The sequence below is a fragment of the Streptomyces sp. NPDC012835 genome (assembly GCF_042900885.1).
Taxonomy (GTDB): Bacteria; Actinomycetota; Actinomycetes; order Streptomycetales; family Streptomycetaceae; genus Streptomyces.
Genome location: NZ_JBIBBW010000007.1, coordinates 260,567 through 285,577, shown reverse-complemented (window position 1 = coordinate 285,577; position 25,011 = coordinate 260,567). Strand labels below are relative to the sequence as shown.

Annotated in this window: 17 protein-coding genes; 5 read left to right on the top strand and 12 right to left on the bottom strand. The window is 72.5% G+C overall.

All coding sequences use genetic code 11. The annotated features are described in order from the left end of the window. Positions 1-25: 25 nt before the first annotated feature. The 4 genes from ACFY6S_RS26935 (at position 26) to mgtA (ending at position 4,694) form a co-directional block, all read left to right on the top strand. On the top strand, positions 26-742 hold the full coding sequence (locus ACFY6S_RS26935; protein ID WP_388827062.1) for a hemerythrin domain-containing protein: 717 nt from the start codon (positions 26-28) through the stop codon (positions 740-742). Between the two features lie 194 nt (positions 743-936). Further along, positions 937-1,191 (top strand): twin-arginine translocase TatA/TatE family subunit, encoded by a 255-nt coding sequence (locus ACFY6S_RS26930; protein WP_388827064.1) that lies wholly within the window; start codon positions 937-939, stop codon positions 1,189-1,191. A 199-nt stretch (positions 1,192-1,390) separates the two neighbouring features. Next, complete coding sequence (locus tag ACFY6S_RS26925; RefSeq protein ID WP_388827067.1) at positions 1,391-1,750, top strand: ArsR/SmtB family transcription factor; 360 nt, start codon at positions 1,391-1,393, stop codon at positions 1,748-1,750. Between the two features lie 7 nt (positions 1,751-1,757). Further along, entirely contained in the window at positions 1,758-4,694 is a 2,937-nt protein-coding gene (mgtA, locus tag ACFY6S_RS26920; protein WP_388827070.1) for a magnesium-translocating P-type ATPase, read from the top strand. Here the strand turns inward: mgtA and ACFY6S_RS26915 are convergent. Next, positions 4,685-6,259, bottom strand: coding sequence for an LCP family protein (locus tag ACFY6S_RS26915; protein WP_388827073.1), 1,575 nt, complete (start codon positions 6,257-6,259; stop codon positions 4,685-4,687). The genes mgtA and ACFY6S_RS26915 overlap by 10 nt on opposite strands. Positions 6,260-6,419: 160 nt before the next feature. Here ACFY6S_RS26915 and tatA point away from each other — a divergent pair, with 160 nt between their 5' ends. After that, the gene (tatA, locus tag ACFY6S_RS26910; RefSeq protein WP_388827076.1) at positions 6,420-6,773 is read left to right on the top strand and encodes a Sec-independent protein translocase subunit TatA; all 354 of its coding nucleotides are present in this window, start codon (positions 6,420-6,422) and stop codon (positions 6,771-6,773) included. Between the two features lie 28 nt (positions 6,774-6,801). On the opposite strand, the gene ACFY6S_RS26905 is transcribed toward tatA, so the two are convergent. The 11 genes from ACFY6S_RS26905 to ACFY6S_RS26855 all read right to left on the bottom strand — a co-directional run bounded on the left by ACFY6S_RS26905 (position 6,802) and on the right by ACFY6S_RS26855 (position 24,988). Then, a complete protein-coding gene (locus ACFY6S_RS26905) occupies positions 6,802-7,086 on the bottom strand; it encodes a hypothetical protein (RefSeq protein ID WP_388827079.1) in 285 nt (94 codons plus the stop codon). A gap of 32 nt (positions 7,087-7,118) precedes the next feature. Then, the gene (locus tag ACFY6S_RS26900; RefSeq protein ID WP_388827082.1) at positions 7,119-8,765 is read right to left on the bottom strand and encodes a TIGR02679 family protein; all 1,647 of its coding nucleotides are present in this window, start codon (positions 8,763-8,765) and stop codon (positions 7,119-7,121) included. Then, a complete protein-coding gene (locus ACFY6S_RS26895) occupies positions 8,762-13,147 on the bottom strand; it encodes a TIGR02680 family protein (protein ID WP_388827085.1) in 4,386 nt (1,461 codons plus the stop codon). The genes ACFY6S_RS26900 and ACFY6S_RS26895 overlap by 4 nt, the downstream gene beginning before the upstream one ends. Next, entirely contained in the window at positions 13,144-14,499 is a 1,356-nt protein-coding gene (locus tag ACFY6S_RS26890; protein ID WP_388827088.1) for a TIGR02678 family protein, read from the bottom strand. The genes ACFY6S_RS26895 and ACFY6S_RS26890 overlap by 4 nt, the downstream gene beginning before the upstream one ends. Next, positions 14,496-16,196 carry a TIGR02677 family protein gene (locus tag ACFY6S_RS26885; protein WP_388827091.1) on the bottom strand — a complete coding sequence of 567 codons (1,701 nt, stop codon included), beginning with the start codon at positions 16,194-16,196 and terminating at the stop codon, positions 14,496-14,498. The genes ACFY6S_RS26890 and ACFY6S_RS26885 overlap by 4 nt, the downstream gene beginning before the upstream one ends. 191 nt (positions 16,197-16,387) lie before the next feature. Beyond that, on the bottom strand, positions 16,388-17,935 hold the full coding sequence (locus tag ACFY6S_RS26880; protein WP_388827093.1) for an ABC transporter substrate-binding protein: 1,548 nt from the start codon (positions 17,933-17,935) through the stop codon (positions 16,388-16,390). Positions 17,936-18,074: 139 nt separating this feature from the next. Continuing rightward, on the bottom strand, positions 18,075-20,159 hold the full coding sequence (locus ACFY6S_RS26875; protein ID WP_388827096.1) for a hypothetical protein: 2,085 nt from the start codon (positions 20,157-20,159) through the stop codon (positions 18,075-18,077). 226 nt (positions 20,160-20,385) lie between these two features. Next, a complete protein-coding gene (htpG, locus tag ACFY6S_RS26870; RefSeq protein ID WP_388827098.1) occupies positions 20,386-22,356 on the bottom strand; it encodes a molecular chaperone HtpG in 1,971 nt (656 codons plus the stop codon). A 301-nt stretch (positions 22,357-22,657) separates the two neighbouring features. Then, positions 22,658-23,797, bottom strand: a complete 1,140-nt coding sequence (locus ACFY6S_RS26865; protein WP_388827101.1) for a PQQ-dependent sugar dehydrogenase — start codon at positions 23,795-23,797, stop codon at positions 22,658-22,660. 317 nt (positions 23,798-24,114) lie between these two features. Then, positions 24,115-24,726 (bottom strand): DUF6879 family protein, encoded by a 612-nt coding sequence (locus ACFY6S_RS26860; RefSeq protein ID WP_388827104.1) that lies wholly within the window; start codon positions 24,724-24,726, stop codon positions 24,115-24,117. Continuing rightward, entirely contained in the window at positions 24,719-24,988 is a 270-nt protein-coding gene (locus tag ACFY6S_RS26855; protein WP_388827107.1) for a hypothetical protein, read from the bottom strand. The genes ACFY6S_RS26860 and ACFY6S_RS26855 overlap by 8 nt, the downstream gene beginning before the upstream one ends. Positions 24,989-25,011 lie beyond the last annotated feature (23 nt).

Here is a 25,011-nt window from a genome sequence, read left to right as displayed (position 1 = left end):
GTACCGCACGGGAAGAAGGGACATGATGGCTGTTTCACCCGTGCTCAAGGCCGAACGCTCCCGGATGTACGAGGAGCTGGTGGCCGAACACACCCTCATGCGCCGGGGTGCCGCCCTGGTCGTCACCGCGTTCGACCGTCTCGCCGACGGGCAGCCCGTCGACGTGCGCACACTGATCACCACCGCCCGCTGGCTGATCGACTTCGTCGGTGGCCAGCGCAGAAGCGAGATCGAGCAGCTCTGGCCGGTGCTGCGCGAACTGTTCCCCGGACCCGTCGCCGGACTCGACAAGTCGGCGGCCGAGCGCGACGCGCTCGAAGCCGAGCTGCACGCGCTCGACCGGTCGGTCGACGCGATGGCCGCCCGCCAGGTCACCGGCGGGCGGACCGAGGCGCTGGTGGTCATCAGCCAGGCGACGATGTCGGGGCTGCCCTCCGCCCAGCGGTTGCAGACCCTGCTGAACAGGCACTTCGACGAGGAGGAGCCGGTTCTGCTGGAGCTGGTCCCGAGGGTGCCGGACCGCGATGTGGCGCGGCTGCGCCACGCCATCACCCAGAGCGCTCCGCGCACCGGCCCGCACCTGGTGTTCGGGCTGATGGAGGACCCGAACCGGCTGCCCGGCCACACGGCCCTGATGAGCGGCTTCCCGGCATCCGTGCGGTGGCTGCGTCCGGTGATGCTGGCGCGTTACCGATCCGTCAAGAGGGCGCTGGGCGTCGCCGAGCTGGAAGGGACGCGGTAGGCACCGGCTCTGTGACAGGCTTCCGGCCGGGACGCCCGGCCGGAAGCGGGCTTGTTGGCCGACGGGTCGTGCGGGATACTTCTACAGCCCTGTAGATATACGGCCCTGTAAGCACAGATATCAAGGGATATCGAGGGGTATGGCCCGGTGCTTCCGCATCGGGTCCCCGTCCGTTACCGGGAGAGAGCAGACCGATGTTCGGCTTCAGTGAGCTGGCCCTGATTCTTCTCGTCATCTTCGTGATCGTCGGGGTGAAGAAGCTGCCCGAGCTGACCCGCTCGGCGGGCAAGGCCGCGCGCATCCTCAAGAGCGAGAAGGCCGCGCTCAAGGAGGACGGGAAGACCGCGGACATCCCGGCGGCCTCAGCGCGGCCGGGCGAGCCGCAGGCCGGGCGCCGCGTCGTCACCGGCACGATCGTCGACCGGGACCAGCCGCCCACCCGCTCCTGACCTCCCCGAACGGCTTCCTCTGCCGAGGCCGACCCTCCGGGCTCCCGAAGCCCGCGCTCCCCGGGGAGCCGCCGCCTTCCGGCACCCGCCGTGGCCGAGCGCGCGGCCTCCGGCACACAGCGTGCCCCTAGACTGAATCGCCGGGTCAGCAGGGTTCAGGAGTTCGGGCCGACGGTCCGCGTGGGAACGGGAGTGCGATGTGACGGCAGATGTCGGCGGCTTCGGGGATCCCCCCGCCGAGGTGCTGGCGGACGCGGCTGCCGCGTTCGGGCTGCTCGCGTCGTCCGCGCGGCTGCACATCGTCTGGGTGCTGGCGCAGGGCGAGAGCGATGTGACCGGGCTCGCCGAGCGGGTCGGCGGTGCGCTGCCCGCGGTGAGCCAGCATCTGACCAAGCTCAAGCTCGCCGGCCTCGTCCGCTCCCGGCGCGAGGGCCGCCGGCAGGTCTACTTCGTGGACGACTCCGATGTCGTGACCGTCGTCCGGCTGATGGTCGGGCAGCTCACCGACCGCGCCGCGCACACCCCGGGCCCGCGCCGCGTCAGCGACGTCGGCGCGTGAGTCCGTCGTGTCCGAGTCCGCCGTGCCCGACCCCGTGGTGCCGGGACCCGGCGCGTCGCCACCCGGCGCCCCCGGCGGTACGGACGACCGGCGGGCGTGGCCCCGCAGCCCCGACGGCACACCGGACCTGACCGGACTCACCGCACTTCAGGTGCTGCGGCACCTCGACAGCGGCCCGCGCGGTCTCACCGAGGCGCAGGCCGAGGAGCGGCTGGGGCGGTACGGCGAGAACGCGGTGCCCGAGTGGCGTACGGCGTCCTGGCCGCGCCGGTTCCTGTGGAGCCTGCGGGACCCGTTCACCGCCGTCCTGCTCTGCCTCGGTCTGGTGTCCGCCACCGTCGCCGCCTGGGGCACGGCCCTGGTCATCCTGTCGCTGGTCGCGGTCAGCTGCCTGCTGCGCTCGGCGGGCGAGCACCGTGCCGACCGCTCCATGGCGGGGCTGCGCGAGCTGGTGGCGACGACGGCGACCGTGACACGACGCGACGCGCCCCGTGACCTACCCGTCGACCAGCTCGTACCCGGCGATGTGATCCGCCTGGGGCCCGGTGATCTCGTACCCGCCGACGTACGGCTGCTGCGCGCGAGCGGCCTGACCGTCCATCAGGCACCGCTCACGGGGGAGTCGGCCCCGGTCGCCAAGTACGCCGTGGACGCGCCGGGGCCGGTGGGCGAGTACGGCGTGGGTCCGCCGGGAGCCGTGGGAGCGTACGCCGTGGGTCCGGCGCAGCCGGCGGGAGGGGCCGCCGCGGGGCCGGTCGAACAGGTCGCTCCGGCGCCCTCCTCCGCCTTCGCCGGGGTGTTCGCCCAGCCGCAACTGTGTTTCCAGGGCAGCAGCGTGGCGTCGGGCAGCGGCACCGCGGTCGTGTTCGCCACCGGAGCGCACACCCGGTTCGGCGCCGCGCGCCGGCGGCCGGGGCGGCGCGCGCCCAGCGCGTTCGACCGGTCGGTGAACGGGATCTCCTGGGTCCTCATCCGCTTCATGCTGCTGACCCCGCCGCTCGTCCTCATGGCCAACGCCGCCCTGCGCGGTCGCGGCCTGGAGACGCTGCCGTTCGCGGTGGCGGTCGCCGTCGGGCTGACCCCCGAGATGCTGCCCGTCATCGTCACCACCGCCCTGGCCCGTGGCGCGGCCGGTCTCGCCCGCGCCCACAGCGTCATCGTCAAGCGCCTGCCCGCGCTGCACGATCTGGGCGCGGTCGACGTGCTGTTCCTCGACAAGACGGGCACGCTCACCCAGGACCGGCCCGTGGTCGACCGCGCGCTGGACGCGCGGGGCGAGCCCGACCCGGAGGTGCTGCGCTGGGCCGCCGTCAACGCCTGGTGGACGTTGCAACTGGCCGACCTTCCCGCACCCGACGCCCTGGACGGCGCGATCCTCGCCGCCGTGGGCGAGGACACCGCCGCCGAGGCGGCCGAGGGCGTCGCCGCGCTCCCCTTCGATCCGCAGCGGCGGCTGTCCACCGCCGTCGTCCGGCACCCCGGCCGCCTCGGTGTTCACACCCTGGTCGTCAAGGGCGCGGTCGCCGACGTACTCCAGCGGTGCGCGCTCGACGACGAGGAACGCGCCCGGCTCACCGCGCTCGCCGTGCGCGAGGCGGACAGCGGACTGCGGCTGCTCGCCGTCGCGGTCGCCGAGCGGCCCGCCCGCCACCGCGACTACACCCCGGCCGACGAACGCGGTCTCGACTTCCTCGGCTTCGTCGCCCTCCACGACGCCCTCGCCCCCACCGCGGCCGACGCGCTGAAGGTCTTCGACGAGCGCGGGGTGAGCGTCAAGATCCTCACCGGTGACCACCCCGGCACGGCGGCCCGCGCCTGTCTCGACCTCGGCCTGGGGCCCGGCGAGGTCGTCACCGCCGACCGTATCGACGCGCTCACCGACACCGAGTTGGCCGGCCTCGCCCGGCGCACCACCGTCTTCGCGCGCTGCACCCCCGAGCACAAGGCCCGTATCGTCGCCGCGGTGCGCGCCGCCGGTCACACCACCGGATTCCTCGGTGACGGTGTCAACGATCTGCCCGCGCTGTACGCCGCCGATGTGGGGATCTGCCCGCGCGACGCCGTCGACGTCGTCCGCGAGTCGACCGATGTGGTCCTCGCGAAGAAGGACCTCACCGCGATCGACCACGCGATCACCGCCGGACGCCACTCCAGCGGCAACATCGCCACCTATCTGCGGATAACGCTCTCCTCGAACCTCGGCAACGTCATAGCGATGCTCGTCGCCGGGCTGCTGCTGCCCTTCCTGCCGATGCTCCCGGTCCAGGTGCTCGTACAGAACCTGTGCTTCGACGCCGCGCAGCTCGCTTTCGCCTACGACCGGCCCACGCCGGAGACCCTGCGCCGGCCGAGCGAGCTGCGTTCGCGCGCCTTCCTGCGCTTCATCACCCGCTTCGGTCTGATCAACGCCACCGCCGACATGGCGACGTTCGCGGTGCTCGCGCTGGCGCTGTACACGGCGGCCGGGTCCGGGATCGACAGCCAGGCGGCCTTGCACTCCGGCTGGTTCACCGAGAACCTGCTCACCCAGGCGCTGGTGATGCTGCTGCTGCGGACGGGGGTGCGGCGTACGGTGACCGGCCGCCCGCGCGAGGGTGCCGAGCGGCGCCGGGCGCCGAGTCCGGTGCGCTGGGCCGCCGCCGGGCTCGCGGTGACCGGGGTCCTGCTGCCACTGTCACCGTTCGGCCCGGCGCTCGGCATGCCCGCGCTGCCCGCCGTGTACTACGTACTGCTGGCCGCCGTGCTCGGGCTGTACGCGGTCGGGCTGGTCGTCGCCAAGGGGCGCCACGAACGCCGCCACGCGGCCCGGGAGGCGGCCGAGGCGGCCGGGGGGCCCGGGGCCGCCGGGGTGCCCGGGGCGGCTGTGCGGGGCGCCGCTGCCGGCCCGGCGTCCTCCGCGTCCGCCTCCCCTTCGGCGGCCCCCTCCGCCTCCGCTCAGCCGTAGGACAGGTTCGAGCACGGGTCGTCGTCCGCCGAACGCGCGTCGTCCGCCACGCCCGAGGGCACGGAGGCGCTCTCGCTCGGGTCCGGCTCGGCGGCGGCGGGGCCGGCCGTCGGGTCGTCGGCGAACGCCGAACCGACGATGACGTTGATGCCGGGCGCCGTCGCCTGCTGGAGCTTCGCGCCGGAGAAGAGCCGGGCCGTGGTCTTGGCCTGCGCGTCCTCGCCCGGACCGTACTCGATCACGGTGGCGCCGTAGTCCTGGGTGCTCGCGGTCGCGGTGCCGGTGAGCGTGAAGCCGTGGTCCATCAGGACCCGGCCGCCGCGCGCCGCCAGTCCGGTGACCTCCGTGCCGTTGTACACGGCGACCGCGATGCCCTCGCCCGACACCTCTTCGGACACGGTCGGCGAGGGGGTGGGCTCGGTGGTCTTCTTCGCCTTCCCGCCCTTGCCGCTGGCGTCCGTCCCGTCGACGGTACGGTCCGCCTTGAGCGCCGCCCAGAGCTGTGAGGCGTCCGGCTCGACGATGGCGACGCGCGCGCCCTGGTAGCGCCAGGGGATGGTGACGAACTTCGTGTTGTGCAGATCGATGTTCTTCAGCCCCATCATGAAGCCGAGCAGCTTGTCGGCGGAGCCGAGCCCCGGGTCGACGGTCATGGACTCGGTGGCGGCGTTCGCCAGCGGCAGCAGCTTGGTCGGGGTGAGCCCGTCGCTCTTGACCTGCTTGATCAGGCTTCCCACGAACGCCTGCTGGCGCTTGATCCGGCCGATGTCGGAGCCGTCCCCGATGCCGTGCCTGATGCGTACGTAGTCCAGCGCCTTCACGCCCGAGACGTCCTGGACGCCCTTCTCGAAGATGAGGTCACCGCGCGTGGCGCGGTTGGGGTTCAGGTCGCGCTGGTAGATGTCCTGCGGCAGGCAGACCTGCACCCCGCCGACGACCTCGGTGATCTTCGCGAAGCCCTTGAAGTCGACGACGATCGTGTGGTCGACGCGGAGCCCGGTGAGCTTCTCGATGGTGTTCTGGGTACAGGCCGGATTGCCCTTGGCCGTCTGCCCCACCGAGAACGCCGAGTTGAACATGGTGTTGGTCTGTTCCTTCGTCCAGCTGCCGTCCGGCAGCTGGCAGGGCGGTATGTCCAGCAGCGTGTCGCGCGGTATGGACACGGCGACCGCGTGCTTTCCATCCGCGTAGACGTGCAGCAGGAAAGCCGTGTCGGAGCGGCCCACGTCCTCCTTGTCGCCGCCGCCGAGCGCGCTGTTCCCGCTGGTGCGCGCGTCCGAGCCGATGACGAGGACGTTCTGCCCCTTCGTCGTGGCATCGGGCCGGTCGTCGGAGAGGCCGTTGGCGCTGAACGTCTCGATGTTGCCCGTGAGCTTGAAGTAGAGCCAGCCGGCCCCCGCCGAGACGAGGACGAGGAGGGACAGGGCTATCGCGAGGGTCAGCCGCAGCTTTCCGCGCTTCTTCCGTCTGCGCGAGGCCGTGGAACGGGCGTTGGCGCGGCGCGCGGCGGCGCGACCGGTGTCGTCCCGGCGCGCGGATGCCGTGTCCTGGCGGCTGCCTGCCATATGTACGCCCTCATCCCTCCGACCGACCCCATGGTTGTACAGTTGCGCAATGTAGCAACCTTATGTAGCAACCTTATTGACGGGTTCGGTCCCCGGGTCGGTTGCCTCCGGGTGTCGACGGAACGAGAAGAAGGCGAGGCGAGAGATGTTGCGTAACGGGTTGGAGCCTTGGCACCTGCTGGTCGTGGCGGTCGTGATCATCGTCCTGTTCGGCTCGAAGAAGCTCCCCGACACCGCCCGTGCGCTGGGCAAGTCCATGCGCATCCTCAAGAGCGAGACGACGGCGATGAAGGAGGAGGCCGCCGCCGGGACCGCCCCGGCTCCCGCTGCCCCGGCTCCCGCCGCTTCGGCCGCTTCGCACGGTCCTGCCGCCCCTCCCGCCCCCGCCCCCGCCCCCGCCCCCGCCCCCGCTGCCGCCGCCTCCGCCGAGGCGCCGGTGACTCCGGTGTACCCCGTGACGCCCGAGACGGCCGTGGCGACCGACGCTCCTGCCGCACCGGGCGCGCCGCGCTGAGACCGCGCGCCCGGTCCGGCGGTGTGCCTCAAGGGCTGGCCGGATCGACCCCGTACCGCAGTGGTTCGCCCTTCACGCGCAGATCGCGCCGGTAGACGAAGAGCGCGTCCACCTGTGCGCCGCCCGCCGGTCCGTCCAGCTCGCAGGGGTACGTCACCTGTACTACGGACGGCCGGTCGGCGACCCGCATCCGTACCCCGTCCGCGGGGCCGCCGTCGAGTACGGCGATCTCCCACGCGGTCTCCGTCGTCGTTCCCGACGATCCGTGTGTCTGCTGCCCTTGCGTCGTGTGCGCCCTGGCTTCATATCCCATGGCCATACTTTAAAGGTTGCGCAATCCTTGAACTATAGCTCTTTCAGATCGTTCACCAGCGGTTCGAGGGTGGCTTCCTCGTGGAGCGCGACCCCGAGCGCGGACATCGCCGGGGCCAGGCCGGGGTCCCACTCCGCGGCCACCGAAGGCCCGGCGAGCGGCAGCGGCGGGATGCCCCGCTCGGCGGCACGGGCCGCCAGGAGCCGGTAGTCCCCGGCGAGCAGCCGCCAGGGCCGGGCGTCGTACCGTCGCATGATCCGGTTGGCCAGCGCGATGCCCGGCCAGTCGAAGTCGCCGTGGTACGCGAAGCGGCAGCCGGCGGCAGCCAGTGCGTCGAGCAGCGTGAGAACGGCCGTCGAGGCGCTGCCGGAGGTGCAGACGAGCGGCCGGGCGCAACCGGCGTCGGCGGCGGCCTCCACCACCCGCGGGTTCTCGCAGACGTGGACCGGGGTGCCTGCCGGCAGCGACAGCCGCAGCGTGCGCAGCTCGCGCAGGGTGAGGTGGGTCTCCGCGTGGTGGTCGGCCCTTTCGCGCAGCGCCCTTTCGCGCCAGCCGCCGCCCTCGGGACGCAGCCCGTACGTGAGCACGGTGCTGGATATCTCGTCCGGCGCGACCCCCGCCAGGCGCCACAGCGCGCGCCGCTCGGCCGCGCTGTCGGGGAGCGCGGCGCCATGGGCGAGGGCGATCCCGCGCTGGACGAGCCGGGAGAGCCAGCTGCCGTCGTCCAGACCGTGCGCGGATCCCGTGACCTCGGCGGCGAGTTCACCACGGCCCCGGTGGACGCCGGGGGCCGGAACGCACCGGCCGCCGGCGTCCACCGGGGCCGTGGGCCCGGCCGGCTCCGGGGCCGCTGCCGCCGGGGCGAGCAGCACGGTCAGCAGCAGGACCGCCTGCTGGAGCGTGCGGGTCGCGGTGTCCGGCGCGACGCCCGCCGGCACGCCCGCGCGGCGCAGCCCCTCGTACCACTCCCGCGCCCACGCCTCACCGGCCAGCGGCGAGGCGTCCAGGGCCGAGGCCACCGGCGACCAGATCCGCGCCCGGCGGGCGTCGGTGTCCGCGCGGGCGGCCCGGCGGTCGGTGAGCGGCGGGCCGAGCGCGCCCAGGGTCTCCGCCAGCCCGAGCCCGGCGGCCGAGGCGCGCAGCCGGGTGTCGAGCGCGGCGAGGGCGACGGTGGCTGTCGTACCGGTGAGGGCCTTGCCGACCAGGTGCGACAGGGCCGTTCTCTCCTCGGCCCGCAGGCCGGTCAGACGCAGCGAGCCGGTGGCGCGCAGGCCGTTGCGCTCCAGGCGGGCGCGGGTGGCCTCCCAGAGACGGGCGAGGCCGGGGCCCGCCAGCCAGGCGCGGGTCTCGGCGGGCAGGGCGGGGAGAGGTGGGGGTGGCGGCGGGGGCCCGCCGGGCGGATTTCGCCCGTCCGCCGCGCTCTCGGCCGCCGCGCTCCCGGCCGTCGTGGTCATGTCCGCCGCGCTCCCGGCCGCCGGGCCCGGGTCCGCCGTGGTCATGTCCGCCGCGGTGCCGTCTGCCGTAGTGCTGTCCGCCGCGCCCCCGGTCGCCGGGCCCCTGTCCGCCGGGCCCCTGGCCGCCGGGCCCGGGTCCGCCGTGGTCATGTCCGCCGCGGTGCCGTCTGCCGTAGTGCTGTCCGCCGCGCCCCCGGTCGCCGGGCCCCCGGCCGTCGTGGTCATGGCGACACCAGGTGCCGCCGGTGGCCGTTCCACGTGTAGTGCAGCGTGGCCACCCCGCGTACATGCGGGTCGCGCAGGCACTCGTAGATGTGCAGGGAGGGCACCTGCGGCCAGTTGCCCATCAGCCGCTCGCTCGTCAGCACGAAGTCCAGATCAAGATCGACCAGGATGCGGCCGAGTCTGCCGTGGGTGGGCTCGTCCACCTTGGCGAACGCGTCGTCCAGCAGGATCAGCCGTGGCGCGTGCGGCGCCGACTCGCCGAGGGTGGTGAAGTGCGCCGCGGCGGCGGCGAAGAGCACCAGGTAGGACAGCACACGCTGTTCGCCCTGGCTGAGCCCGGTGCGCCCGGTGAGCCGGCGCCTGCGCCGGGGGGCCGCGTCCTCGACCACGAAGGTGTGGAAGCGGAACCAGTCCCGGTAGTCCAGCGCGGTCCGCAGATGCGCGGCGTAACCGGCCGACGGATCGGCCCTGCGCACCTCCTCGATCCGGCGTTGCAGCACCTCGCGCAGCTGCTCGGTCTGCTCCCGCGTCCGCAGCCCCGAGGGGCTGCTCAGCAGTCCGACCGCCGCGCGTACGTCGGCGTCGGCGTCCTCGTCCAGCTTCCAGCGCAGCTCCACCCCCAGGCCGTGCGACGTCCGTACGGTCCGCAGGGTGTCGTTGAGCGCGGCGACCAGCTGGGCGGCGGCGATGACCTGTGTCGACAGATGGTCGCCGAGTTCACCGGTGAGGAAGCGCCGGAAGACCTCGCGCTCGCGGTCGGTGAGCCGTCCGCGCGCCTCGGCGGCCCGGTCGGCGATCAGCGTCCCGACCAGGGCCACGTCGTGGTGACCGTGGTCGTCCACCAGCCGGCAGATCTTGATGCCGTCCTGCTCGTCGAGCTGTGCGTCGTAGCCGCCCGCCAGCTGATCGCGCAGCTCGGTGTGCCGGTTGAGCAGGGTGCTGTCCGACACCTCGTGCCTCGGTGGCGTCAGCCGCTCCCGTACGGCGTCGGCCAGCTCACGCAGGGCCCGTACGCGGCTGCGGACATCGGAGCCCGGAGCGCCGCCCGCCGACTCCGGCCCGCCCGGCGTTTCTTCCGGCCCGCCCGCCGCCTCCGCCCCCGTGCCGTCGACCGGACCGGGACCGGCGCCGCGCACCGCTTCGAGTCCCGTGCCGTGCGGCGTCTCAAGTCCCGCGCCGCGCACCACCTCCGGGCGGGCGAGGGCGCCGCGCAGCCGGCCGCCCGCCGCGATGACGGCGGCCTCCTGGCCCACCAGCACCTCGCGGCAGCGCTTCTCGCTCTCCTCCGCGCGCACCCGCTCCGCGCGCAGCTCGTCCAGCGTGGCGCGGGCCACCGGCAGGGCGCGGGCGGCGGACGCGATCCGGCGCTCGGTGCGCTCCTCGCGGGCCAGGATCTCGTCCTTGGCCGAGCCGATGGTCTCTTCGAGCGTACGGAGCGCCTGCCGGGCCGGGCGCAGCTCGTCGAGACGGGCCCGGTACTCGGCCTCGGTCTCCGAACGGTCCGCGCGGGCCCGTTCGTACCCGGCCTGCTCGGTCCTGCTGCCTCCGAGGCCCTCGGCCGTGCCCCCGACGGACCGGCCCAGCTGGTCGAGTCCGCCGGCCAGCGCGGTCAGCGCGGTCCCCACGCGCGCGAGGCCGTCGGGATCGGTCGGCAGGCCGTGGGCGCTGGCCGTGGCCTCCGCCTCGCCGCGCGCCGCGACCGCCCGGGTGCGCGCCTCCTCGGCGGCGCGGGCGGCGCGTCCCGTCCTGCCGGTCAGCTCCCGTACGGTGCTCTCGTCGCCCTCCGCCCTGGTCCAGGCGGTGTCCAGCCGGCGGGTACGAGGGAACTCCCGCCACGCGTGCGCCAGTTCGCGGCGCCGCCGCTCGCTGTCGGCCAGCCGCTCCCGGGCGGCAGCCAACTGCCCTTCCACCTCGGCGAGGCGCCGCGCCAGCTCCGCGAGCGCGCGGTGGCGGGTCTCGGCGCGCACGGCGGCGCCCACATACTGCGCGGCGTCCTTCATATGGCGGCCGCGCAGCGCGCCCAGCCGCCAACTGCCGTCGTAATAGGCGGTGCTCGTCGCGGTCGTCGCCCTCGCGGTGTCCTCCGCCGGGACCAGCGCGACGGCCGCCAGCACCCGGGCCACCCGCTCCGCGCTGACGCCGCTGTCCGGATGGGGGGCCGGCCGCAGCGCCTCGGCCAGCGTCGGCCCCTCCGACTCGGGGACGCCGGGCTGGAGCAGCGTGTGCCGGATCAGGGTGTCGCAGGTCAGCGGGTCGATGAGCGCGCCGTCCGCCGGAATCCAGGCGTCCAGGAGTCCGCTCGCCTCCAACGCGGCCTCCAGCCCCGCCTGGGTGGAGGGGGAGAGGCCCTCGGCGAAGTCCACCAGCCGGTACAGCGGCGCTCCGTCGCCCGCCGCGCGCCGGGCGGCGCGGTGGTACGGAACGGGCGGCTCCGGATCGGTCCGCCGCTCCCACGCGGCCCGCTCCCCGGCCAGCCTGTCCCGCTCCTCCTCGTACCGGCCGACGCCGACGGCGAGCGTGTCCCGACCGGCCGTCAGCTCCTCGCCGTACGGGTCCAGCGCACCCCGGGCGGTCGCCTCCACCGCTGTGTCGGTCCCGGCGGGCAGCACCCGCTCCGCGAACGGCGCGTACGGGGAGGTCTCATGGGCCACGGCGGCGAGGACGTCCTCCAGAGGAGGGCAGCCGGGGCCGGCCGCCTCCGCCGTGCGCCGCACCCAGGCCGCCGTCTCCCGCGCGTAGCGGCGGCTCTCCTCGGCGACCGCCTCGCGGCTCTCGGCGAGGCGGCCGGCGGCCCCTTCCGTCTCCTCCTCCAGCCGTTCGCGCTCGGCGTCAGCGCGGGCCGCCTCCGCCCGCGCCTCGCGCGCCAGCGCGGCGAGAGCGGCGACGTCCCGGACCGTCCTGCTCCGGTTGCGCGCCACGGTCCTGGCGCCCTCCAGCCGCTGCCGCCAGGCGCGCAGCGCCTCCTCGGCGGCGGACGCGTCCACCCCGCTCACCGGCCCGTGCCGGACGGTCCTGGTGTCCCCTTCGGGGCCGGTCAGCTCCTCGCGCGAGCCGCCCGCGAGATCCGTACGCGTCAGGGCGACCGGCTCGCCCAGGTGGGCGACGGGCAGCCCTGCCCGCTCGGCCTGGGCCAGCAGCGCCCGGTGTTCGGTGGCCAGCTCACCGAGCCGGCCGCCCAGCCGCCGCGCGCCCTGCGCCAGCCGGTCCGCCGCGTCCTCCTCGGCGCTGTGCGCCCTGACCAGGGCGGCGAACGCGCTACCGGCGGCGGAGCCCAGCGCCGTGACCGTGCTCCGGCGCTCCGACAACTCCTCGATGCCCCGGTATCCCTCGCTCGCGCGCAGGGCGGCGAGTTCGGCGGTGGCGGCCCGCCGCTCCTCCCGCAGCGACAGCAGCCGCTCGTCCGCCTCGGCCTCCCGGATGCGCAGCCCGGCCGTGCGCTTCGCGGCGTCCCCGGCCTCGCGGCGGCGCCGTACCAGGGTGTCCAGCTCCTGGCGCACGCCCTCGGCACCACGCAGCAGAACGCCCGCCAGATAGCCCCGGTACGTGGTGAGGAAGGTGCGCAGCGCGGTGTCGGTCCGCTCCAGGCGGCCCAGCTCCTCCCGTACGGCGTCCAGGTCGTGCAGATTGCGCGCCACCTTCTCCACGACCTCGTCGTCCAGCCCCGGCAGCGTCTCGCTGAGCAGAGAGACGAGCCCGCCGGACTCGATGCGGTCGCCCACGGTGGGGCGCCGCAGCCGGTGCAGCAGCTGGGTGAGGTTGCGGTAGCGGGCGGTGTCGGTGATGCCGAACAACTCGCGGGCCACCCGGGAGCGGTGCTCGACGGCGCGGTCCGTGACGTTCTGCGCGCCGACGGCCTCTTTGAGACGGTCCAGGGGCAACGGCCTTCCGCCGTCGACCAGATGCAGGTCGGCGCCGACCCGCAGCGGGGTGACGAAGAAGGACGGCACGGCCCTCTTGGTCGACTGCGAGGCCCGGATGGCGGCGCCGAGCGTGAGATAACGGGCGCCGCCGCCGGCCGTCGCCCTGCGGAACTCGACCCAGAGGTAGCCCATCCGGTTCGTCCGCTCGAATCCGTCGAGCATCAGCCAGGCGAGCGTGGTCCGGCCCGTGCCGGTGGCGTCCAGGGCCCGGGAATCGCCGTCCAGCAGGTAGGGGAGCAGCATCTCCAGCGCCTTGGACTTGCCCGCGCCGTTCTTGCCGCGCAGCAGCAGCCGCCCGTCGCCGAAGGCGAACTCCTGCTCGTCGTACTGCCAGACGTTGCGGATACCGGCGCGGTGCAGCCTGAAGCGAGCGGGAGCGGCGGCGGCCGGACCGGCGCCGGTCGAGCGCTGCGCGGGGATGGGAGGCGGCGGCGTGTGCGCGGGCGGCGGGGCCTGTGTCATGACGTCAGCTCCTGTGGTACGGCGGCGTCCGGTCCCGTCCCGGTCGCCCTCTTACGGACGGTGACACGCGGCGCGTAACGGGCCGCCGCCGCGAGCAGCACCCAGCCGGCGTCGGCGGCTCCCCCGACGCCCTCCGGACGGGCGCCGAGCACCTCCATGACGGAACGGCCCTCGGGGAGCGTGCCCTCGTACCCCTCCGGCAGACCTCGGCCGCCGGCCCTGAGCGACTCCGGGGGACCGGCGCGGGCCATCAGCCGCATACGGACCAGGAGATCGAGGACGGCCTCCCGCAGCGCGGACGGGTCCTCCAGATAGCCGCGCTGCCAGCCGCCGCCCCGGCCGTACTCCGCGACGACCTCGGCGAGCAGAGCCTCCACCAGGCCGTCGGGGACCGCCACCCCCACGGTGAGCCGCCCGCCGGTGGCCGGGTGCCCCGGCTCGTGCGGACGCGTCCGCTCCACCAGCCGCTCGACCAGGAGGAGGGCGGCCTGCGCGACCGTGCCGGTGCCCGGCAGCCGCAGATCGGTCAGCTCCTCCTCCGGGTCCACCAGCGCCACACCCTCGCCGCGGATCTCCGCTTCGAGCCCGAGAAGCTCGGAGAACGCCTGCGCCTCGCGCCGCTGCCGGGTCCGCAGCCAGTCCCGCTCGGCGTCGGTCAGCTCGTCCAGATAGACGACGGGCGTCTCCACCAGCATCCGGCGTACGTAGGTGCGCGGGCCGCCGAAGCCCGGATCGGCGGCCCGGCGCACCAGATCGGCGCCGTCCCGGCTCCGGTTGAGCGGGCCCGCGACGATGGCGCGGGCGATCTCCCGGTCCACCGTGATCAGCGCCTCGCCGCCGCCTTCCAGCGCGACCGCGCCCACAGTGCCCTCGGTCTCCGTGAGCACGCCCCAGTCGACCAGCCGGCGCAGCGCGGCGGCCAGGGTCCGCTTCTCCGCCGCCCGGCCGGTGCCCTCCAGCTCCACCCCGGCGTCGGCCGCCGCCGCTTTGACGTCGGCGACGAGCCGGGACAGCAGCAACTGCTCGGGCGCGGTCACCAGGACGGAGAGGGCGAGCGCGAGGCAGGCGTAGGTGCGCGGCGTGAAGGGCGTCCCGGTGGAGCGCTCCAGGCGGTGCCCGGAGCCGGGGCCGAGCCCGGCCTTGAACAGCCGGGCGTACGAGGTGTCCACCAGCAGCCGGTATCCGAGCACCTGCTGGAAGCGTCCGGTCAGCCAGTCGGCGTGCCTGCGGATCAGCGGGAACAGCTCGGCGTACGGCCCGTCGGCCGTCACCAGCGGGTGGGCGAGGAGCAGCCGCCCGGCGCTGCGGCGCTCGGCGGCGAGGGCGACGTCGTGCGCCGAGGGGAGCGTCATGGGGAAGCCTCCTCGGCCGGCCCGTCGGGCGTGCTCTCGACGCTCAGCTCCAGCTCGTCCAGGATCAGTTCGCCGTCGACCGAGCGCAGCGCCGTACGCGCGTCCGGGACCCGGCGGACCGTGAGCCGTACGCCGAGCGCCGCGTCCTCGCTGACGGCCGCCTCCAGGGCGAAGCCGTCCGCGTAGCCCCCTTCCGCTCCGTCCTGCGGCGCCTCACGGGCAGGGCGCGCCCCGGCGGTCCAGCCGTCCCCGGATGCCTCGCGTGTGCCGTCTGCGCCATCTCCGCCGCGTGCGCCGTGGAGCCGCGCGTTGCCCAGCGCCGTCGCCAGCAGTTCCAGCAGCAGCGCCAGAGCGGCCGATGTCAGCTCCACGTCACCGAACCGGCCCGAGGCGCTGCGCAGTTCGTCGGCCGCAGCCCGCCGGTCCGCCGCCTCGGCGCGGGCGGCCCGCTGGAGGCGGTCCTTCTGCGCCGAGTGGTCCTCCACCGCCGACGCCCGGCCCCGCTGCGCGCGGCTGCCGCGCTCCCGGAGCGCCACCGGCACCTCGACCACCGGCCCCGTCCACCAACTCGTGTACGCGGGCAGCGCCTCGTCCGGCGCCGGGGGTACCCCCAGATGCCGGGCGCCGTACATCCCGAAGGCCGCCACCGCGATGTCGTGCGCCTCGTCCGGCGCCGCCGCGTCGAACCATTGGGCCAGCCGCAGCAGGTCCTTGCGCCGTGACATCTCGCCCGAGGCGGACCGCAGCATCCGCTTCGCGTTGGCGAGCAGCGACTGCAACGCGCGCAGGGTCGCGTCCCGCAACTGGTCGACCTGACTGCCCATTCCGTCCTGATCGGTGAACCAGCCGCGCAGCCCCTCCCAGTCGGCCGGCTCCCGCCCGCGACTGCGCAGCACCCGCGTCTCGGTCCCGCCGGCGAACATCCCGTCGGCGAGCGCCCCGCCTCCCGGCGCCACCCCCGTCAGCCCCCCGGCGTGCTCGTCCAGGCGCTTCAACAGGCCGGGCAGCTCCGGCCACAGCAGCTCCAGGACCGCCGCGATCCGGGGCGCGCGGAACGACACGTCCTCCGTGATCGCCTCGACGTAGTCGAGCAGAAGCTCCTTGAAGCCCTGGTACTCCGCGCTGTCCAGGTCGTAGCGGGCGAGCACCTGACCGAGGTACGCGTAGAAGTCCCGCACCGAGTCGGCGAACCCGGTGAACTGCACGAAGACCGTACTGACCCGCTCCAGCGCGTCCTGCGGCTCCACCCCCTGCGGCCCCCGCACCAGCTCCGCCAGCTCCCGCAGCCCGCGCTCGACCAGCGCCAGCAGCTCGCTGCTCACCTCACGCGCCGCGTCGGCCCCCGCCAGGACCTCGTCCGCGTCCCGCTGGACGCGCTCGCCGAGCTTCGACAACTGGTAGCGGGAGCGGGCCCGCTGGTAGTCGGTGATGCTCGACGCCTTCACCGTGTGGCTGCCGCGCAGCAGGTTCCCCCAGCGCACGAGCTGCTCCAGCCGGGCGGTGAGCGTGTCGGCCCCCAGCTCCCGCCCCGGTCCCGGAGCGCCGCCCGCCAGCTTCGCCAGCACGTCCGGCACGGCCAGGTCGGCCAGCAGCGTGGAACAGAAGACGCGCATGACCGCCACGTACTCCAGCCGCTCCGGAGCACTGAGATACGTGTACGCGGTCAGGCGCTCCCACGAGCCGTCGCCGTCCACCACCAGGGCCTCCCCTCCGGTTCCCGCCGAGCCGCGGGGCCCGGCCCGATCCCGGCGAACGGCCCTGGTCCCCACATGACCAAGAGGCTACGCAGTGCCACTGACAGTCGCGAACAGTTCCCTCATCACCCACCCCCGCGAGCACGCGCACCCCGTTCCGCGACCGTATGACGATCTCACCGCTTCCGGTCGGCTCACCCGGGGTTCGCGGATTGCGGGACGTACGGAGTGCCCCTGCCGCTGCCGGAGACGACGGCGAGGGCCGTGGTGCTGCCGGAGCCGTCGATCTCGATGATGGGAATGGCCTTGTCCCGGGGGCTGCCGTTGTTCTTCATGGATATCCACCCGCTCGCCCCGGCCACGGCGTTGGCGTCGTACAGAAGGGACAGGTTCTGCATGACGTCCTTGCGCTCGATCTTCTGGTTCGAGTTCTCCAGGGGGACGGCCTTCCGGATCGCCTTGACGGCGGTGCGGACCGCGTCGTAGGCCATGATGGCCTGGCCGTCGTCCAGTTTGTCGTCGCGGAAGGCGGTCCTGAAGGTGCCGCCGGTCAGGAACGGGCCGATCGCGTTGGCGTCGAAGAACCGGGGCGCCTTCGTCCACGCTCCGGGGTGCGCGAGACCGGTGTAGACGAGCTTGATGTTCCCCTTCAGCAGCGACTGCTTGACCTCGTTGAAGCCGTCCGCCTGCAACACCTGTGAGGTGTCGTCACCGGAGAGCACCGTCAGCTCGGACCGGCTGCACTGACGCTCGGAGAGCGGCGCCAGGAAGTCGGGCAGATCGCGGCCGCGGCCCGCGAAGTAGACGACATCGGGCTGCTCCAGGCAGAGATTCGCCATCTGGTTGCTGAAATAGGTGGCGAGCTGCGTCTTGGACGAGTCGTACTGCATCGGCTCCACGGCCGCCAGCCTGCCCTTCGGGAACCCGGCGCCGAACTTCTCCGCGAGCGTCCTCGTATAGAGGTCGTCCTTGTTGGAGTCCTTGACGATGAGCACCTTGGCCTCGGCGTACGCCCCGGTCCCCAGGAACTGGACGGCCGCCGCCGCCTCGTCGGCGTTGGGCGGCGCCACCCGTACCAGACCGTCGGACCTCTCCAGCGCGTCGGCGGTGATCACGGAGCCGAAGGACGCGATGTCCCAGCTGTTCAGCCGCGCGACCATGTCCCGGGTGTCGGTGAGGCTGGTGCCGAGCCCCGCGACCGCGACGATCCGGTCCCGGTCCAGCCGCGCCCGGACCTGCCCCAGGGTGTAGGCGCTCTGCTCGGGCAGGTTCCCGATGTCGGCCAGCAGCAGCTTGATGCGGGGCGTGTCGCCCTGGGCGCGCCGGGCGTTCGCCTCGTGCTGCGCCGTGTACGCCCCCTCCAGCTCATGGCGTACGGACTCGGTGTTCTTGCTGTCGCCGGGACCGGGGCTCATGCCCATCAGATAAACGACGCTCACGTACGGCGTGCCGCCCGACGCGGCCTCCTCGTCGACCTCCCGGTTCTCCTGCTCGACCAGCCGGAACAGAACGCGCAGGTCCTCGGTGAACGGATACGCGCCGTCCGTCAGCCCGACGCAGCGCGTGGCGTCGCCGGCCTCGACCCGCTTCACGCCCTCGGCGCAGTCGGTGGACTCCGGCCGCAGGAGCCACCCGGCACCCGCGCCGACGAGCAGGAGGAGGGCGATCCCGATGGCGACATAACGCCATCGGGGAATGGGCGGGTAGGCATCGGGCAGATCGTCTGCGAGCGGCGTGGTCATGGCGCTGCTGCTTTCTCTCGGCGTGCTGCTCTCTGTCGGCGTGCTGCTCACTGTCGGTCGGGGCGGGGTGCGGTCGTCGCCGGAGTGCGGGGTCGGGGGGCAGCCGTCGCCGTGGCTGTGGCTGTGGCTGTGGTTTCGGTCATGGCCGCGGCTCGTACCTCTCGGCCTCCCGGAGGAGACCCGCGGCGCCGCTGTGGGGCAGGGCGGCCAGCCGGTGGAACATCGCCGCGATGGTGGAATTGAGTTCGGGGGCGGAGTGAGCGACACGATTACGGGGATCGGCGGCCAGCCACAGCGCGGTGACCAGCATGGTGAGCGACCAGTGCTCGTCGAGGGAGGCGGGCGCCAGCTGCCGGGCCAGCTCCCGCACGCGGTCGGAGGGCGAGGGCCCGTGCCGGCCGGGTCCCGCGGGCGCGACCGGGACGCGCATGGGGGCGGCGGTCACGGCGTACAGCTCGTAGAGCCACTGATCGGTGGACGGAAGCTCGCCGAACCGCTCGGCGAGATAGGCGACGGTGCGGTCCAGCTCGTTCAGGGCGAGGGAGTGGTAGCGGGCGTCCAGCAGATGTCTTCGCGGCCACTGTTCGCGCTGGTGCCAGCTCCGCAGCGACTCGTGGGTGGTGACCCAGCCGGACGGGTCGTCGGGCGGCTCGTGGGAGAGGGCCTGGAGCAGTACGAGCCGCAGCCAGGGCTGGAGCACGACCGCCGGTCTGCTCTCCTCCCGGCAGTGCTCCAGATAGCCGCTGCCCCGCCCGCCGCGCGTGCCGGCGTCCTCGGGCACCGGCGGCACCAGCCAGAGCCGGGCATCGATGTCCCGGCGCAGGGTGTCCTTGGTGAGCTGGTCGAACTCCTCCAGCACCCCGGCGTCCAGCGCCGAGTCGAAGGCCCGCGCCGCGGCGCAGACCTGGAGCGCCGCCCGCTGCCCCTCGGACAGATCGCGCAGCAGATAGCGGCGGGCCGCCGCGTCCAGCGGCATCGGGTCCTCCGGCGGCCCCGGCACCGGCGCGGGGGAGTCCAGGATGTGACGCAGCTCCGCCGAGCCGCCGTCGCGCTCGACGACGATCGCGTACGCGGCGTCGAGCAGGACGCGCGCGCTCCAGGGATGCCCGTACGAGAGCCGGTGGACCAGTTGGGTGGTGTGGACGAGCGCGGCCCCCGTCCGTTCGGCCAGGGTGGTCACCTCGGGTTCGGTGAGATCGCGCAACCGCACCGGATACCAATGCCACTTGGAGGTCGACACGGGTCGCGGAATGCTCCGCCTCCAGTCCTCGTACGAGACCTGCTCCGGATCGCGGACGCGCAGCTCGGCCGGCAGATCGGGAGCGTAGGGCCCCGGCACACCGCGCGCGTTGGCGGCGGTGGCCACGACGAGCAGCGGGTCGTGGCCCCGGCCCTGTGCGGCGTCCCCCTCCCGGACACGGACCAGCAGGTCGAGGAACTCACGGCCCCTCGGCGCGTCGATGTTGTCCAGCAGCGCGACACACTCCTTGTCGCGCGGGTGCCGGGCGAAGTTGGCGCGCAGATCCTCCACGAAGGCGCCGACCAGCACCCGGTCGACCTGCTCGGCGTCCTCCGGCGCCTCGCTGCGGGCCAGTTCGTTGAGCCGCATCAGCGCGTCGACCGGCCGGTGGGGGCCGTCGGCGTACCAGCTCAGCCCGGTCCGCCACATCACGGTGACGGGCAGCCTCGGCAGGCCGAACTGGACGAGTTTCAGCACCAGATTGAGGCCCGGCAGCGGTACGAGGTTGAGGTCCTGGAGCACGCCGAACGCCTCGACGGCCCCATGACCCCTCTCGTACGCCTCGGTGCTCTCCTTGGCCTGCCGCAGCGCCCGCTTCAGCTCCGCCCGTACGGTCCTGGCGTCCGCGCCGTTGAGGTTGATCGCGGTGTGGGCGACGAGCAGCCCGAGCGCCAGCCGGGGAAAGAGCACGGCTGGCTGCCGCGGAAAGCGGTACGAGAGCCCGAGCGCGAGCCGCGCCGCCACCTCGTGCGGTCGCTTGGCCGGTGCCGAGGCGAAGTCGTAGAGGGCGTTGGGCCGGTTGGACGCCAGATAGCCGAGCCATCGCAGTGTGGTGGTCTTGCCGCTGCCCCGCCTGCCGAGCAGGGCGATGATCGGAAGCTCCCGGCCCCCGCCCCGGTCCCCGCCCGTGCGCGTACGGCACTCGTTGAACAGCCGGACCACGGACCTGACGCCCTGTGGCCGTTCCGTCGGCATGGTCACCATGCCGCCCTCCCCCCGTATTTTCTGTTGTGCGCGCGCTTCCACCATGGTTGAGCAGAGTCGCGTGTGGCTAGGGCCTGTCTTCAAAGTAGCGCCGTCCGCCCGCAGGGCAGGCGCGACTTTGAAGACAGGCCCGAGGGGGAGGGTGACCTGATCGTAGTGAATTCCTTACGTTCAGTGGTGAGGAAGGTGCCGGAGTGACGCGCGGGTCACTCCGGCCCGAATGCCGTCAGAGCGTGCGCTCTAGCCGGTCCGCCATCAGCTTGATGAAGCGCGCCGGATCGCTCAGCTCCCCGCCGTCCGCCAGCAGGGCCATGCCGTAGAGGAGTTCGGCGGCCTCGGACAGCCCGGCGTCGACCGGGGCCCCGCCCTCGCTCTCGCCCTCGGCGGCCGAGGCGTCAGCCCCGGCGGGTGCCGCCTGCGCCGCGTGGGCCTGGCGCAACCCGCTGACCAGCCCGTGCGAGGGGTTGAGTTCGAGGATGCGCTTGATCTTGGGCACTTCCTGGCCCATCGCGCGGTACATGTTCTCCAGCGCGGGCGTCACATCGTGGGTGTCCCCGACGATGCAGGCCGGCGAGACGGTGAGCCGGGACGAGAGCCGTACCTCCTTGACGTCCTCACCCAGCTCCTTCGTCATCCAGGCCAGCAGACCGGCGTACTCCTGCTGCCGCTTCTCGCGCTCGGCCTCGACCTCCTTCTTCTCCTCCTCGGTGTCGAGGTCCACCTCGCCCTTGGCGATCGAGAGCAACTGCTTCCCCTCGAACTCCGGCACGGACTGCACCCACACCTCGTCCACCGGATCGGTCAGCAGCAGCACCTCGATCCCCTTGGCCCGGAACGCCTCCATGTGCGGCGAACTCTCGATGGCCGACCGCGACTCACCGGTCATGTAGAAGATGTGCTGCTGCCCCTCCTTCATGCGCTCCACGTACTCGCGCAGAGTGGTCGGCTTCTCGGCGTCCTGCGTGGTTCCGAACGACGAGATTCCGAGGATCGCGTCCCGGTTCTCGAAGTCGCTGAGGAGCCCCTCCTTGACGACCCGGCCGAACTCGTTCCAGAACGTCAGATAGCGGTCCGGGTGAGCGGACATCATGTCCTTCACCGTGGACAGCACCTTCTTCACCAGCCGGCGGTGCATCAACTGGATCTGGCGGTCCTGCTGAAGGATCTCCCGCGACACATTCAGCGAAAGGTCCTGCGCGTCGACCACTCCCTTGACGAAGCGCAGGTATTCCGGCATGAGCGCTTCGCACTCGTCCATGATGAATACGCGCTTGACATAGAGCTGCACCCCGCGCTTGTGCCCCTGCATGAACAGGTCCTGCGGCGCGTGCGACGGGAGGAACAGCAGCGCCTGATATTCGAAGGTACCCTCCGCCTGCATACGGATGGTTTCCAGCGGGTCGGTCCAGTCGTGACTGATGTGCTTGTACAGCTCGTTGTACTCGGCATCGGTCACCTCGCTCCTGGACCGCGCCCACAGCGCCTTCATCGAGTTGATGGTCTCGTCTTCGCGGGGCGTCCCGTCGACGCTCTCGTCGCCGGTGGACTCGGCGGCCATACGGATGGGCCAGGTGATGAAGTCCGAGTACCGCTTGACGATCTCCCGGATCTTCCAGCCGGACGTGTAGTCGAACAGCTGGTCCTCGGTGTCCTCCGGCTTGAGCCGCAGCGTCACCGCCGTACCCTGCGGCGCGTCGTCCACCGACTCGACCGTATAGGTCCCCTCGCCGTTCGACACCCAGCGCGTCCCCTGGCCCTCGCCGGCACGCCGGGTCAGCAGGGTCACCTCGTCGGCCACCATGAAGCTCGAATAGAAACCGACACCGAACTGCCCGATGAGTTCCTCGGAAGCCCCGGCGTCCTGGCTCTCCTTCAGCTCCTTCAAGAACTTCGCGGTCCCGGAATTCGCGATCGTCCCGATGAGCTGCACCACATCGGCGTGCGACATTCCGATGCCATTGTCGCGCACGGTCAGCGTGCGCTCCTTCTTGTCGACCTCGATGGCGATATGGAGATCCGACGTGTCCTCCCGCAGCGCGTCGTCCCGCAGGACTTCCAGACGGAGCTTGTCCAGCGCGTCGGAGGCATTGGAGATCAGCTCCCGGAGGAAGACATCCTTGTTCGAGTAGATCGAATGGATCATCATCTGGAGGAGTTGACGAGCTTCTACCTGAAACTCGAATGTCTCGGTCGACATGTGCAGGAACACCTTTCCTCGCGGCTGAAGTCATTGTCGAGCGGCATCCCGAATCCGGTGAGCCACCCCACATCGTATCCAGCCTCCCCGGCGGGGATCGGGGATACGCACGCACGTGCGAGCGGTCGGAATCCGGGAGGAGCGAGGGGACCGACGGTGTCGCGGGTACTCCGGCACCGGACAGCGGCCCGCCGGCTCGGGGCGAACCACCCGGAGGCCCGACCCGCGACGCGGATCAGGCCCCCGAACCGGAGTGTCGACTTCTGCGCTCCGTCCGTTCCCACGCTTCGCCCGTCGGCGGTTACGCCGGGTCGACGCGGGAGATGCTGCCGGCGATGTCGAGCACGTACAGCTCGCCCTCACCGTCCTCCACGAACGAGATGACCTGGCCGCCGCTGACCCCGAGGTCGCTCTCGCCGGTCACCTCGCCGTTCTCCATCTCCAGGGCGCGGAGGGTGCCGTCGCAGTAGTCGCTGAACAGGTACTGCCCCGTCAGGTCCGGGATCGCCCCGCCGCGGTAGACGTATCCGCCGGTCACCGAGCAGCCCAGCCCGCTGCGGTCGTACTCGTGGATCGGCGGCACGTGGTTCGCGGGCTCCGTGCCGCCCCGGAAGGGATGGTTGCCCTCCATCTGGGACCAGCCGTAGTTCTCGCCGCCCGCGCTGTCCCCCGGCGCCCAGTCGATCTCCTCCCAGTCGCTCTGGCCGACGTCACCGATCAGCAGGTCGCCCGTGCCGGCGTCGAAGGAGAACCGCCACGGGTTGCGCAGCCCGTACGCCCAGATCTCGTCCTTCGCGTTCGGGTCGTCCACGAAGGGGTTGTCCGGCGGGATCGCGTAGGGCTCGCCGCCGCCGGGGTCGATGCGCAGCAGCTTGCCGAGCAGTGTGCCGAGGTTCTGCCCGTTGCCGTGCGGGTCACCGCCCGAACCGCCGTCGCCGAACGCGATGTAGAGGTAGCCGTCGGGCCCGAACCTGATGTCGCCGCCGTTGTGGTTGGAGTACGGCTGCGCCTGGGTGAGGACGGTGCGCCGGGTGTCCGGCTGAATCCTGCCGTCCGCCACGGCGAACTCGTCGACGGTGCTGGTGCCCTCCAGGTCCGTGAACGAGACGTAGAAGTGCGCGAACCCTTCGTCGAACGCGATCCCCAGCAACCCGCGCTCGCCGTCGGTGGTGGTCTCGCCGGATAGGTCGAGGACGGGTTCGCCGAGCCCCTGGTCGTCCAGGACCCTTACCGTTCCGGCGCGTTCGGCTATCCAGACGGTGTCACCCGGCCCGGCGGCGCCGGCGGTCGGATTCTGGGCTCTGGCCACTTCCTTCAGCGTGACCTCCGCCGCCTGACGCGGCGGGGCGACGGCCTCGTCGGCCGACGCCGTGGCCAACGTGAGGGAAGCGACGAGACAGATGGTGCCGATGATCGCTGAGCTTCTGGTGCGAACTTTCACCGTGGCCCTCCTGGAGGCAGCGAATCGAGAGAAATCCCGGCTGCTTGTGCGGAGTTGTGCGGTCGTCGCCCGAGTCGGCACGCAACCGGGTGGGGCGATTGTGGGCCACTGGTCATGAATGAGTAAAGAGGGGCAGGGGTGGTTTGGCTTGGAACACCGCGCTGTCCGAGTCGCGTCCGGTTCACGCCCCACCGCAGTCGGGCCACTCCGGGGCCCGTGGCCCGGTCCGATCCGGAGCGGCGGGCGGGGACCGCCGCGTCCGTTCCGGCGCCCACGTTCGTTCCGGACGCCCGCGTGAGGGCGACGGCGGCTGTGGGTCAGGAACTCTGGAGCGGTGGCGGCAGCGGCGCGATCTCGCGATCGAAGAAGCCCGCGTAGTCCTCGCCCCGTGCGTAGAGCTGCTCGAAGCCCGCCGAGGTCTCCGCGATCAGCTCCGGGTCGGTGTAATGGTCGGCCCCCGCAGCGTTCCCGTCGCTGTCGTACCGCACCTCGAACATGGCCCGGTCCCCGAGGATCACCACCTCGGGAACCTGACGGTGCTGCTCGATGTCCATGATCGTTCCGGCGTCGAGCAGCCGAATCCGGTCTCCCACCTCGACCCGGAGGCGAAGCACGTGCAACTCCCACTGAACATAAGGCGTCACGGGAAATTCCACCACGCGGAGGCGACGTTGCAGAATGCCGAGACGGCCCGCTTCCTCGACCTGCTGGACGTAGGCATTACGCCTTTCCTCGATGAGTGAAAGCGCCTGGGTCCATTGCCCCTCCGCGAATGCCTCCCAGCTGGCGAAGCCGCGCTCCTTGAAATTCTGCCCCCGCTCCAGTTTATTAAGGTGATCAATCCCACTCTTGAGAGTGTTGTAATACTCCTTGTGATAGTGCGGCCGGTCCAGACGCGTCGAGATCCCATGAGGGAAAGAATCAAACATTGGGAATGTCCGGCTTCGCCGCGATGAGCATGTTCCTGGGGATCACGACGAGCCGCTCATCGGCGCCGATCGAAACCCCCGCCGGCAGCCTCGCGCCGAGAGAACTCGACAAGTCCCGCCCGATGACGGCGACATCGCCGTTGCTCAGCTCCCACATGTCGGGGCAGTCGGGGGTGTCGGAGGTGACCCCCAGTTCCTGTGGGGATTTTCCGATTCGCCGTAAGAATGTCGTCTCCGGATCCGCTTCCCAAGATCTTGTCACGGCGGCCTTCTTCTGTCTGGAGT

Bases quoted from the DNA above. Each gene is read 5' to 3' on its own strand.
- ACFY6S_RS26915 (WP_388827073.1), bottom strand. From the start codon at position 6,259: ATGGCAGGCAGCCGCCAGGACACGGCATCCGCGCGCCGGGACGACACC.
- ACFY6S_RS26875 (WP_388827096.1), bottom strand. From the start codon at position 20,159: ATGGTGACCATGCCGACGGAACGGCCACAGGGCGTCAGGTCCGTGGTC.
- htpG (WP_388827098.1), bottom strand. From the start codon at position 22,356: ATGTCGACCGAGACATTCGAGTTTCAGGTAGAAGCTCGTCAACTCCTC.
- ACFY6S_RS26900 (WP_388827082.1), bottom strand. From the start codon at position 8,765: ATGACCACGACGGCCGGGGGCCCGGCGACCGGGGGCGCGGCGGACAGC.
- ACFY6S_RS26895 (WP_388827085.1), bottom strand. From the start codon at position 13,147: ATGACACAGGCCCCGCCGCCCGCGCACACGCCGCCGCCTCCCATCCCC.
- ACFY6S_RS26880 (WP_388827093.1), bottom strand. From the start codon at position 17,935: ATGACCACGCCGCTCGCAGACGATCTGCCCGATGCCTACCCGCCCATT.
- ACFY6S_RS26930 (WP_388827064.1), top strand. From the start codon at position 937: ATGTTCGGCTTCAGTGAGCTGGCCCTGATTCTTCTCGTCATCTTCGTG.
- ACFY6S_RS26890 (WP_388827088.1), bottom strand. From the start codon at position 14,499: ATGACGCTCCCCTCGGCGCACGACGTCGCCCTCGCCGCCGAGCGCCGC.
- ACFY6S_RS26860 (WP_388827104.1), bottom strand. From the start codon at position 24,726: ATGTTTGATTCTTTCCCTCATGGGATCTCGACGCGTCTGGACCGGCCG.
- ACFY6S_RS26935 (WP_388827062.1), top strand. From the start codon at position 26: ATGGCTGTTTCACCCGTGCTCAAGGCCGAACGCTCCCGGATGTACGAG.
- ACFY6S_RS26905 (WP_388827079.1), bottom strand. From the start codon at position 7,086: ATGGGATATGAAGCCAGGGCGCACACGACGCAAGGGCAGCAGACACAC.